Origin of the sequence: Nocardia puris (genome assembly GCF_036051655.1) — a bacterium.
In the GTDB taxonomy this organism is placed as follows: domain Bacteria; phylum Actinomycetota; class Actinomycetes; order Mycobacteriales; family Mycobacteriaceae; genus Nocardia; species Nocardia puris.
Genome location: NZ_CP107943.1, coordinates 4641464 through 4654859, shown reverse-complemented (window position 1 = coordinate 4654859; position 13396 = coordinate 4641464). Strand labels below are relative to the sequence as shown.

The following is a 13396-nucleotide window of genomic DNA, read 5'->3' as shown; positions in this document are numbered from 1 at the left end:
GTCGAAATGAAAGAACGGGTATCAGCGGCGAATTCAGTCGAATTCGTCGACGAGCGCGTAGAGCTCCTCGTCGGAGGCCGCGTCGAGCTGGCTCTCGAAATCGGCGTCGGCGGTGACGAGCCCGAGCAGCTCGCGCAGCCTGGCCGCGATCGCCGTGCTGTCGTCGGCGGAGTCCTCGAGCGCCGCGGTGATCGCCGGGCGCAACCCGTCGATGAGCGACAGCACCGACGTCTCCCGCGGGCGTGCCTCGAATCCGAGTTGCTCGAGCAGGTGTTCGGCGAGCGCGACCGGGCTGGAGTGGTCGAAGATCACCGTGGCGGGCAGCGTCAGCCCGAGCGCGCCGGCCAGCACATTGCGCAGTTCGACCGCCATGAGCGAATCGAATCCGAGCTCCTGGAACTGCCGGTCCCCGGTGACGGCGCCGGGGTCGGCGTGTCCCAGTACCGCGGCGGCCCTGGCGCGCACGAAGTCGATGAGCGCCGCGATCCGGCCGTCGTGGTCCAGGTTCGCGAGGCGGTCCCGCAGGTCCGGTTCGCCGGTCGCGGCGACGGCGCGGCGCACCCTGGTGCGGACCAGTTCGCGCAGTGGTGCGGGCAGCGCCGCCGTGTCGCCGCTCAGGGCGTCGCGGTCGAGGCGGGTCACCGCGAGCACCGGTTCCCCGGTCGCGACCGCCGCGTCGAACAGGTCGAGCGCGCCGGCCGGGTCCAGCGGCTGGAGTCCGGAGCGCGCCAGCCTGCGCAGGTCCACGTCGTCGAGGTGGCCGCTCAATTCGCTGGTCCCCGACCACAGGCCCCACGCCAGCGAGACGGCGGGCAGTCCGCGCTCGTGCCGGTGCTCGGCGAGCGCGTCGAGGTAGGTGTTGGCGGCGGCGTAGTTGGCCTGCCCGGCGGTGCCGAGAAGTCCGGCGACCGAGGAGTACAGCACGAACGCCGCGGGCTCGTGGGCGAGGGTGACCTCGTGCAGGTTCCACGCCGCGTCGACCTTCGGCCGCAGCACGCGGTCGAGCTGATCGTGGGTGAGCGCGGTGACCACACCGTCGTCGGTGACACCCGCGGTGTGAATCACGGCGCCGATCCGGCGGTCACCGATGGCGGCCACCAGTTCGTCGCGGTCGGCGACATCGGCGGCCGCGAGAGCGACCGTCGCGCCCAGCGCGGTCAGCTCGGCGGCGAGGTCGGCCGCGCCCGGTGCGTCGGGTCCGCGCCTGCTCAGCAGCAGCAGATCGGTCGCGCCGTGCCGGACCACCAGGTGACGGGCGATGAGCGCGCCCAGCGCGCCGGTGCCGCCGGTGATCAGCAACGTGCCGGCGGACCAGTCCGGTGACTGTCCGCCGGTGGTCCGGACCCGTTCCCAGCGCGGCGCGAACAGCGCGCCGTCCCGGACGATCACGTGCGGTTCCCCGGATCGCGCGGCCCGGTCGATCAGCTCGTGCGCGGCGGCGGTGCCGTCGGTCTCCACCACGGTGATCCGTCCCGGATTCTCCGCCGCCGCCGACCGGACCAGGCCGCGCACACCGGACTGGGCCAGGTCGCCGGAAGCGATGACGAGGGCGAGCCGGTCGTCGCCGGGCTCGGACAGCCAGTCCCGGGCCGTGTCCAGCGTCGCGTGCAGCACCTCGGTCGGCGCGCCGGTCGTCGCGTCGACCAGCCGCACGCCCACGGCGTCCTCGCCCGCGGGGATCGCACGCAGGCGCGGCACGAACAATCCGTCCACGCCGGTGGTGGCCGCGATCGCCGAACGCGGGCGCAGCACAAGGGATTCGACGGTCGCGACGGGCCTGCCCGACGGGTCGTCGGCGTGCAGGGACACCCGCATCGACTCGGCGCTCGACTCCAGCACACCGAGGCGCACACGCAGGGCGGCCGCACCGGTCGCGACCACTCGCACGCCGCTCCACACGAACGGCAGCCAGGCGGGCGAGTCGTCGGTGACGACGCCCGGCAGCAGCGCGTGCAGCGCCGCGTCCAGCAGCGCCGGGTGCAGATCGACGGTGTCGCCGTGGCGTTCCTCGGGCAGTTCGACCTCGACCAGCAGTTCGCCGTCGGCGGCGCGGACGCGGCGCAACCCTCGGAAGGCGGGCCCGTAGTGGTAGCCGCGCTCCTCGAGCCGGTCGTAGACCCCGGTCAGGTCGACCTCGCTGTGCTCGGCACCCGAGGCGGGAGCGTCGACCGGTTCGCCCTGCGCGACGGCCACGAATCCGGTTGCGTGCGTATCCCATTCACCGTCGGCGGTGCGGGAGTGGATCTCGGCCTGCCTGCGGCCGTGCTCATCGGGGGCGCCGATGCCGACCTGGACGGTCACCCCGCCCGGCGGCAGCGTCAGCGGCGCGCCGATGGTGAGTTCGGCCAGTTCGTCGCAGCCGGCGTGGCCCGCCGCGTGCAGCACCATCTCGACCAGCGCGGTGCCCGCGACCACGGTCGCGCCGTCCACGCCGTGATCGGCCAGCCACGGGTGCGTCCCCGCGCCCAGGCGCACGGTGAAGCGGAACTCGTCGCGATTGGCGATCGGCACAACCGCGCCCAGCAGCGCGTGGTCGGCGCTCCCCAGTCCGAAACTCGCGATATCGGCCGTGCGTCCGACCGGTTCCAACCAGTAGCGCGTGCCACGGAAGGGATAGGTGGGCAACGCGATTCGGCGACCGCCCGGGATCAGCGCCGCCCAGTCCACCCCGTGACCGCGCGCAGCAGCGGCGGTCACAGCCGAGATCAGGGTCTGCTGTTCGGGTCGTCCGTCGCGCAGCACCGGCAGCGCCACACCGCCGGCCTCGGCGAGCGTCTGCTGCACGAGCGCCGACAGCACACCGTCCGGGCCGATCTCGACGAAATCGGTGACGCCCGCCCGCTCCAGCGCTTGCACGCCGTCGAGGAACCGGACGGGCAGCCGGATGTGGCGCACCCAGTAGCCGGGATCGGTCAGCGCGGCCGGGTCGGCGATGTCGCCGGTCACGTTCGACACCACCGGCAAGCGCGGAGTCCGGAAGTCCAGATCCGCGATGGCGGCGTGGAATTCGTCCAGCACGCCGTCCATGTGCGGGGAGTGGAAGGCGTGACTGACCGGGAGGCGCTTGACCTTGCGCCCGCGCTCGCGCCACAGCGCCGCCACCTGTTCGGCGGGTCCGGCGTCGCCCGAGATCACCATGGACTGCGGGCCGTTCACGCCGGCGATCACCACGGCCTCCCCGTAGGGCGCCAGGGTTCCGGCCACTTCGGCCTCGGTGGCCTGCACGGCGATCATCGCCCCGCGCGACCGGGCGGCCTGCATCAGGCGCCCGCGCGCCGCGACCAGGACGGCGGCGTCACGCAGGTCGAGCACCCCGGCCACGTGCGCGGCGGTAACCTCGCCGATCGAGTGGCCGGTGACGTAATCCGGTCGCAGGCCGTAGCTTTCGACCGTGCGGTACAAGGCGGTCTCCACCGCGAAGAGCGCCGCCTGGGTGTAGTGCGTCTGGTCGAGCAGCGCGGAGTCCGCGGAGTCGACGGGCGCGAACAGCACGTCCTTCAAGGGCCGCAAGAACTGCGGGTCCAGTTCGGCGCACACCGCGTCGAACGCGTCGGCGTAGACCCGCGAGGACTCGTAGAGTTCGCGGCCCATGCCGAGGCGCTGGCTGCCCTGCCCTGTGAACAGGAAGGCGAGCTTGCCGCGCCGCCCCCGTCCGGTGCGGACCACCGTCGAATTCGGTGCGCCCGTGGCGATATCGGCGAGCGCGGCGCGCGCCGCGGCACGGTCGCCGACGAACGCGGCGCGCACGTCGTGGCGGGCCCGCCCGGTGGCGAGGGTGTGGGCGATGTCGACGGTGGACTGGTCCGCTCCGGCGCCGTCCAGGTGGTCGCGCAGCCGTTCGGCGACCGCGCGCAGGCCGTCGTCGTCCTTGGCGGACAGGATCCACGGCACCGGCACATCCGGTCGGGCGGTGACGGCGGGTTCGGGCGCTTGTTCGAGGATGACATGGGCGTTGGTGCCGCTTACACCGAACGACGACACGCCCGCCCGGCGGGGTTCCCCCGTTTCCGGCCACTCCCGCGCCTCCGACAGCAATTCGATAGTCCCCGACGACCAATCCACCTCCGTCGAAGGCTCCTCCGCATAAAGCGACTTCGGCAGCACTCCCCGCCGCATCGCCTCCAACATCTTGATCACACCACCCACACCCGCAGCAGCCTGCGCATGACCAATATTCGACTTCAACGAACCCAAATACAACGGCCGGCCTTCGGGACGCTCCCGCCCATACGTCGCCTGCAACGCCCCCACCTCAATCGGATCACCCAACCGCGTCCCCGTCCCATGACCCTCCACCACATCAACACCACCACCCGACAACCGCGCATCCACCAACGCAGCCCGCACAACACCCTCCTGCGCCCGACCCGACGGCGCCGTCAAACCATTCGACGCACCATCCTGATTCACCGCAGAACCCCGCAACACCCCCAACACCTCACGACCCCCAGCCACCGCATCCGACAACCGCTCCAACACCACCAAACCCACACCCTCCGACCACCCCGTACCACCCGCACCCGCACCGTAAGAACGGCACCGACCATCGGCGGAAAGCCCACGCTGGCGCGAGAACTCGATGAAAGTGTTCGGCGTGGACATCACGGTGACGCCACCGGCGAGCGCGAGATCGCACTCGCCGCTGCGCAGCGACTGCGCGGCCAGGTGCAGCGCGACCAGCGACGACGAGCACGCGGTATCCACCGTGATCGCGGGACCTTCGAAGCCGAAGGTGTAGGACAGGCGGCCCGATACGACGCTGGACAGGTTGCCCGCCAGCAGCAGTCCCTCGAACTCGCCCGCGGCGCCCTGCACGCGGACGGCGTAGTCGTCGTACATCGCGCCGGTGAACACGCCGGTGCGGCTGCCGCGCAACGTGGCCGGATCGATGGCGGCGTTTTCCATTGCCTCCCAAGAGGTTTCGAGCAGTAGGCGCTGCTGCGGGTCGATCGCGGTGGCCTCGCGCGGCGAGATACCGAAGAAGGCCGCGTCGAATACGTCCGCCTCGTGCAGGAAGCCGCCCTGCTTGGTGATCGAGGTGCCCCCGCGCTCGCCGGTCGGATCGAACAGGTCGTCCACGTTCCAGCCCCGGTTGACCGGGAACTCGCTGATGGCGTCCACGCCCTCGCTCACCAGCCGCCACAGATCGGCGGGCGTGCGCACCCCGCCGGGGTAGCGGCAGGCCATGCCCACGATGACGATCGGGTCGTCGTCGGTGCGCGCGGTGGCCGTGAAAGCCACTGCGGTGGTGGTCTTCTCGGGCTTCAGGAGTTCGCCGAGGTGGGCCGCGAAGGCGGCGGGTGACGGATGGTCGAAGACCACGGTCGCCGACAGCGCGATGCCGGTGTCGGCGCTGACCTTGTTGCGCAGCTCCAACCCGGCCAGCGAGTCGAAGCCGAGTTCGCGGAAGGCGGTGTCCACGTCGATGCCGGCCGCCGAGGTGTGGCCGAGCACCGTGGCGCTCGCCGCGGTGACGTAGTCGAGGATCGCGGCGGCACGCTCGTCCTCGGGCAGCGCCTCGATCGCGGCGGCCCATCCGCCCCCGCGGGCGGCGGTCGTGCGACGGGTGGGCGGGTGCAGGATCGCGGGACCGTTCGCCGCGGCGGCGGCCGTGTCGATACGTGCCGCCACCACAACGGGATCCGGGTGCGCGAGAGCCGCGTCGAACAGCGCGAGCCCCTGGTCGGCGGTCAGCGGCGGAGTGCCGACGCGCTTCCAGCGCTCGACGTCGGTGTCCGAGAGACCGGTGCCCATGCCCGCTTCCCACAGACCCCAGGCCAGTGACAGCGCGGGCAGGCCGAGCGAGGCCCGGTACGCGGCGAGGCCGTCGAGATAGGTGTTGGCGGCCGCGTAGCTTCCCTGGCCGGCCGTGCCCACGTGGCCCGACAGCGAGGAGAACAGCAGGAACGCATCGAGATCCAGCTCCGCGGTGGCCTCGTGCAGGTACCAGGCGGCGTCCACCTTCGGGCGCAACACGGTGGCGATCCGCTCGTCGGTGAGCGCGTCGAGGGTGGCGTCGGCCAGCGTGCCCGCGGCGTGCACCACCGCGCGCAGCGGGCGGTCGTCCGGGATCGCGCCCAGCACGTCGGCCACACCGGCGGCGTCCGCGACATCGGCGGCGATGACGCGCGCGGTGGCGCCCGCGTCGCTGAGTTCGCCGAGCAGCCGGTCCACACCGGGCGCGGCCGGGCCGCGACGGCTGACCAGCACCAGGTGCCGCACACCGTGCGCAGTCACCAGGTGCTTGGCGATCAGCGCGCCGAGTCCACCGGTGCCGCCGGTGACGAGCACCGTGCCATCGGTGCGGATCGGGCGGGGTGCGGGGGCGGCGGTGCGCTTGATCACCTTGGGCGCGAACAGTTTTCCGTCGCGCACGGCCAGCTGGCTCTCGCCGCTGCCCACGGCGCGGCGCGGCCAGGCGCCGATCTCCTCACCTTCGGGCAGGTCGAGCAGCAGGAACCGGCCGGGGTGCTCGGTGGCGGCGACCCGGCCGAGGCCCCAGACCGCCGCGCCCGCGAGATCGGTGACCCGCTCGTCCGGGGTGACGGCGACCGCGCCGCGGGTGATCAGCACCAGCGGTGGCGCGCCGTCGGCGATGCGCTCCCGAATCGTCTGTGCGGCAAGTGAAACCGCCGCGTACACCGCTTCCGGTGCACGGCCCGCGGGCACCTCCAGCGCCACGGCGTCGGCCTCGCCCGCATGCGCCGCCTCCGGTCCACGACCGGCGGGCACCTCCACCGCGACGGCGTCGGCCTGGTCCGCACCGGGCAGCGGCGACCACGTCACGCCGTACAGCGGTGGGCGCGTGGCCGATCCGGCGACGGCGGTGGGGCGCAGATCGAGCGAGTCGACGGTGACGACCGGCGTACCGTCCGCACCCGAGACCGCGATGGTGACCGACCGGTCCCCCGTGCTCGTCAGTCGCGCCCGCAGCGCACCTCGGCCTGGATTCGCGACGCGCACACCCGTGAACGCGTAGGGCAGCAACAACTCTCCGGGTTCCGACGACGCCGCCAGTTCCAGCACCAGCGGATGCAGCACGGCGTCGAACAGCGCCGGATGCACGGCGTACCGGTCCGCACCGGTCACCTCGCCGATCTCGGCGAACAACTCGCCTTCGCGCCGCCAGAGCCGGGTGACCAGGCGGAACGCCGGACCGTACGCGTAGCCGATCTCGGCCAGCCGCTCGTAGAGGTCGCCGACCGGCACCTCCTCGGCGTCGGCGGGCGGCCACGCACCCACGGGTGCGGCGGCGGGAGCCTCGGCGTCGAGGAAGCCCGACGCGTGCCGGGTCCATGCGCCGCCATCATCGGCGGGCCGGGCGTGGATCGCGAGCGCGCGCCGTCCGGTGTCGTCGGCGGCGGCAGCGACGACCTGGAGGTCGACGGGTCCGTCGAGCGGCAGCGCCGCCTCCACCACCAGCTCCGACACCTGTCCCGCGCCGACCTCGCCCGCCGCCGCGAGCGCGAGATCCACGAACGCCGTGGCGGGCAGCAGGGCGGTGTCGGCGATGACGTGATCGCGCAGCCATCCGTGGTCGGCGCCGGTGACGCGCCCGCCGAACAGCACCTCGTCGCGGTCGGCGGGATCGAGGCGGGCGGTGAGGAGCGGATGCCCGGTGTCGGACCGGTCCGTACCGGTGGGCAGCCAGTACCTCGTGTGCTGGAAGGCGTAGGTGGGCAATTCCACAGGCGCGGAATCGGTTTCGTACAGCGCGGTCGGTTCGGCGGGTGCGCCGTACACGTGCGCGGTGTGGACGCCCACGCGGAACGTCTCGTCCTCCGGCCTGCCGTCGCGCTGCAACGCCACCGCCACCGACCCACTCTCGGCGAAGGAAGCGCGGGCGAGACCGGTGAGGACCGCGTCCGGCCCGATCTCCACGAAGACCCGCGCGCCGTCGCGCTCGAGCCGCCGGACCGCGTCGTGGAACCGCACGGTGCCGCGCAGCTGGCGCACCCAGTAGTCCGGGGAGCTCGAGTCGGCCTCGCCCGGCGCGTAGGTGGACACCACGGGAATCGCCGGCGCGGTGAATCGCACCGAGGCGGCCACCTGCCGGAACTCGTCGAGCACGCCGTCCATGTGGGCGGAATGGAACGCATGGCTCACCCGGAGTTCGCGCGTGCGGCGTCCGGCATCGCGCCACCGGTCGGCCACCGCGCGCACGGCCTCGGCGTCGCCGGAGAGCACGACCGCGTCGGGGCCGTTTACCGCCGCGAGATCCACACCGGCACCGAGGGATTCGGCGATCTCCTCGGCGGTCGCGGCGATCGCGACCATGGTGCCGCCCGCCCGCGCGGCCTGCATGAGCCTGCCGCGCGCGGCCACCAGCCGCGCCGCGTCGGCCAGGCCGATGCCGCCCGCGACGTGCAGCGCGGCGAGTTCCCCGATCGAGTGCCCCGCGACGAGGTCCGGGACGAGTCCGGCGTGCGCGCACAGCGCCGCGAGCGCGACCTCGACCGCGAACAGCGCGGGCTGGGTGTACTCGGTGCGGTCCAGCAGATCGGCGTCGTCGCCGAAGACCACCTCGCGCAGCCCGCGCTCCAGCCACGGGTCGAACGCGGTGCACACGTCGTCGAACGCGGCGGCGAAAACCTCGGAGCGCGTGTGGAGTTCGCGGCCCATGCCGAGCCGCTGGGCACCCTGTCCGGTGAACAGGAACGCCGTGCGCCCGGTCTTCGCGGCGCGGCCGGTCACCAGACCGGGCGCGTCGGCATCGTCGCGCAGCGCGCGCAGACCGGCCAGCAGCTCGTCGGCGGTGCGCCCGAAGACCGCGGCTCGCTCGTCCAGCAGGGCGCGCGAGGTCACCAGCGAGCGCGCGACCGCGCCGACCGGCAGTTCCGGTCGCGCGGAGACGAAGTCGGCCAGCCTGTCCGCCTGGGCCCGCAGCGCCGCGCGATCGCGGGCGGACAGGAACCAGGCCACCGTCTCGTCCGCGTGGTCGGCCGCGACGGGTGCGCTCGGATCGCCCTCCTCGAGCACCAGGTGGGCGTTGGTGCCGCTGATGCCGAACGACGAGATGCCGGCGCGACGCGGTCGCTCACCGCGTGGCCAATCTCGCTGTTCCACAAGCAGTTCCACGGCGCCCGCGCTCCAGTCCACGTGTGGAGTGGGCGCGTCGACGTGCAGCGTCTTGGGCAGGGTCGCGTGTCGCAGCGCTTGCACCATCTTGATCACACCGCCGACGCCGGCGGCCGCCTGGGCGTGCCCGATATTGGATTTGAGCGAACCGAGATACAGCGGACGGTCCTCGGCGTGCCGCGCGCCGTAGGTGGCGAGGATCGCGTCGGCCTCGATGGGATCGCCGAGCGCGGTGCCGGTGCCGTGGGCTTCCACGGCGTCCACCGCGTCGGCGGTCAGGCCCGCGTCGGCCAGCGCGCTCGCGATCACCCGCCGCTGCGCGGGCCCGTTCGGCGCGGTGAGCCCGTTGGACGCGCCGTCCTGGTTGATCGCGGTGCCACGGATCACCCCCAGCACCCGGCGCCCGTGCCGCCGCGCCTCCGAAAGCCGCTCCAGCACCAGCACACCCGCGCCCTCGGCCCACGCCGTGCCGTCGGCCGCCGCCGCGAACGGCTTGCACCGGCCGTCGGGCGCCAGGCCGCGCTGACGCGAGAACTCCACGAACATCCCGGGATTCGCCATCACCGCGACACCGCCCGCGAGCGCGAGCGTCGCCTCGCCGGAACGCAGCGAGCGCACCGCGAGATGGATCGCGACCAGCGACGACGAGCACGCGGTGTCCACCGTCAGCGCGGGCCCGAGCAGCCCGAGCTGGTAGGCGACGCGGCCCGACATCACGCTCGGCGCGGTGCCGGTGAGCACGTAGCCGTCGGTGCCCGCCGCGGGCGTGTGCATCCGGGGACCGTAGTCGGAGGTGGTGGCGCCGACGAAGACCCCGGCGCGGGTGCCGGACAGTGACTGCGGGTTGATGCCCGCGTGTTCCACCGCCTCCCAGGATGTTTCGAGCAGCAGCCGCTGCTGGGGGTCCATGCCGAGCGCTTCGCGCGGGGAGATGCCGAACAGTCCGGCGTCGAAATCGCCCGCGCCGTCGAGGAATCCGCCGCGCCGGACATAGCTGCGGCCCGCCCGCTCCGGTGAGGCGTCGAACAGCGCGTCGTCCCAGCCGCGATCGGCGGGAAACTCCGAGGTGGCGTCGACGCCGTCGAGCACCACGCGCCACAGCTCGTCCGGGCCGGTCACACCGCCGGGGAAGCGGCAGGCCATGCCGACGATGGCGATCGGGTCGTCGGTGGTGGCGACCGCCGACACGGCGTCGAGATCGATTGCCGCGCCGGAGAGTTCGGCGCGCAGGAACTCGATCAGCGCCGCGGGCGTCGGGTAGTCGAACAGCAGGCCGCCGGGCAGCGATCGGTCGAGCGCGCGCGCCAGCGACGTGCGCAGCTCGACACCGAGCAGCGAATCGAAGCCGAGATCGCGGAAGCGGGCGCGCTCGTCCAAGCGCTCGGTGGGGTCGAGTCCGAGCACGGCGCGCACGTGGGTGAGGACCAGGTGATCGAGGTCTGCGGGGAGGTTACGTTGGGAGGAGCCGTTCTCCGCAACGGCCGACTGTCCCCCGGCGCCGGGTACCGCCTGGTGCGCGGCCGTTTGCCCATCGGAGCGGTTCTCCGTCCCGTGGGAGCTGCGCTCCGTCGCGTCAGCAACGGACGCTCCGCTCCAATCAGCGGACGCACCCGGCAGCGGGTACCGCCTGCGCTGGAACGGGTACGTCGGCAGATCCACCACGCGCGCACCGCTTTCGGCGAACAGCGCCGCCCAATCCACTCCTGCCCCGCGCACGTGCAGGCGGGCGGCCGCCGCCACGGCGGTCTCCGGTTCGGACCGGTCCGGCCGCAGAACGGGCACGGCGGCAATGCGCTCGGGATGCTCGGCCGCGTCCGCGATCATCGCCGAGCAGACGCCGTCGGGCCCGGCCTCCAGCACGGTGGCCACACCGGCTCGCTCCAGCGCGCGGACCGCGTCGAGGAAACGGACGGGTTTGCGAACGTGCTCGACCCAGTAGTCGGCGGACGCCCAGTCGGTCGCGTCGCCACCGGTCACCGACGACACGCCCCGCAGCCGGGGTTGCTCGAAGCGCAAAGTGCCGACCACATCGGCGAATTCGCTGAGCATCGGCTCCATGAGAGGCGAGTGGAACGCGTGCGAGACGCGCAGGCGCTTCACCTTGCGCCCGCGCCCCGCGAACTGCTCGGCGACGGCCAGCGCGTCCGCCTCGGCGCCAGCGACAACCACGGCTCGCGGCCCGTTGATCGCCGCGATCCCGAGTTCGGGCCGCCCGGCCAAGAGCGGGGCGACCTCCTCGGCGCTCGCCTCCAGCGCGATCATCGCGCCACCCGCGGGCAGCGCCTGCATGAGCCTGCCGCGCGCCGCGACCAGCCGCGCCGCGTCGGCGAGCGAGAGCACACCGGCCGCGTGCGCGGCGGCGATCTCGCCGATGGAGTGCCCGGCCACGAAATCCGGTGCCACACCCCAGGATTCCGCCAGCCGGAACAGCGCCACCTCGAGCGCGAACAGCGCGGGCTGGGCGTGACCGGTCTCGTCCAGCCGCGCGCCGGACGCGATGAGCTCGCGCAGGGGGCGCTCGAGTTCGCCGTCCAGATGGGCCGCCACCTCATCGAAAGCCGCGGCGAAGGCCGGGTATTCGGCGTACAGCCCCAGCCCCATGCCGGTCCGCTGGCCACCCTGGCCCGCGAACACCACGGCCAGGGCGCCGGGCTCCACCCGTCCGGAAACCAGTGCGGGCGAGGGCAGCCCGGCGGCGACCGCCGCCAGCCCGCCGAGCAACGCCCGCTCGTCCGCGCCCCACACCACGGCGCGGTGCTCGAAACTCGCCCTGGTGCGCACCAGCGACCACCCGACGTCCACCGCGTCGCGACCGGTCAGGTCCAGCCGGCCCGCCGCGGCGGCCAAGGCCTCGGGTGTCTTGGCCGACAGCACCAGCGGCACCACCGCGGGGCAACGGCCCGGCGCGGCCGGTTCGGGGTCGGGACCGGCCCCGACCACCACGTGGCAGTTGGTGCCACCCATGCCGAACGAACTCACGCCCGCCAACAGCGCCGCATCGGGAGCGGGCCACGGCGTGAGTTCGGTCTGCACCGCGAGCGAGAGCTCGTCGAACGCTATGGCCGGGTTGGGCTCGGAGTACCCGAGGCTGGGCGGCAACTGCCGATGCTTCAGTGCCAGCAGCACTTTCAACAGTCCGGTGAGCCCGGCCGCGCCCTCCAGGTGGCCGACGTTGGTCTTGGCCGACCCGATCCGCAGCGGCGCCGCACGACCCGCACCCAGCACCGCGCCAAGGGCGGCCGCCTCGATCGGATCGCCCACGGGCGTGCCGGTGCCGTGCGCCTCCACGTACTGCACCTGCGCGGGCGAGACACCGGTCCGCCGGTACGCCTCGCGCAGCACCTGCTCCTGGCCCTGCTGCCCGGGGACGGTCAGCCCGTCGGTCGCGCCGTCGTTGTTCACCGCGCTGCCCAGAATGACGCCGTGCACCCGGCGACCGGCCGCGAGCGCCTCGGCCAGCGGTTCGAGCACCAGCACCACCGCGCCCTCGCCGCGCACGAAACCGTCGGCGCTCGCGTCGAAGGCCGCCGAGGTGCCCGTGGGCGACAGACCGCCGAACCGTTCGGTGGCCACCGCGCCGGATTCGGCCAGGTTGAGGTTGACCCCGGCGACCAGCGCCGTCGACGCCTCGCCCGAGCGCAGGCTCTGGCAGGCCAGGTGCACCGCGACCAGCGACGACGACTGCGCCGAATCGACGGTCAGGCTGGGCCCGCGCACGCCGAGGAAATAGGAGAGCCGGTTCGCGATGACGCCTCGGCTGGCGCCGGTGAGCGTGTGGTGGGTGATCGACGCGTCCTCGGCGGTCGCCAGCAGCGCCGCGTAGTCGTCGCGGTGCGCCCCGACGAAGACGGCCGCGTCGGTGCCGCGCAACCGGTCCGGGACCGTGCCCGCGTCCTCGAGCGCTTCCCAGGCCAGTTCCAGGACGAGCCGCTGCCGGGGGTCCATCGCCGCGGCCTCGCGCGCCGAGATGCCGAAGAATTGCGCGTCGAACCCCGTCACGTCGGCGAGGAACGCGCCGCGGCGGATGCCGGTCGCGGTGGGAGTGCGGAATTCCGTGCGTCCGGCGGGCCACGCCGATATCGCATCGTTTCCGGACCGAAGTAATTCCCAGAATGCTGCCGGATCGGCGGCGCCGGGCAACCGGCACGAGAATCCCGTGATGGCGATTTCGGCGGCGCCAGCGGCGTGTGTCGAAGTCAAAGCGATTCTCCCCTTAGTCCCACCGGAAAACAGTCGATCACCATGGACGTAACGACAACGTAGCAATGCGCGGGGCACGGCTCGGTAATCCGCGAGTAATCGCGCCCTCACGAACACG

At 73.1% G+C, this 13396-nt stretch carries 1 protein-coding gene; it reads right to left on the bottom strand.

All coding sequences use genetic code 11. The features are described 5' to 3' along the window. Positions 1 to 33: 33 nt before the first annotated feature. Positions 34 to 13278, bottom strand: coding sequence for a type I polyketide synthase (locus OHB21_RS21455; RefSeq protein ID WP_228791306.1), 13245 nt, complete (start codon positions 13276 to 13278; stop codon positions 34 to 36). Positions 13279 to 13396: the final 118 nt, after the last annotated feature.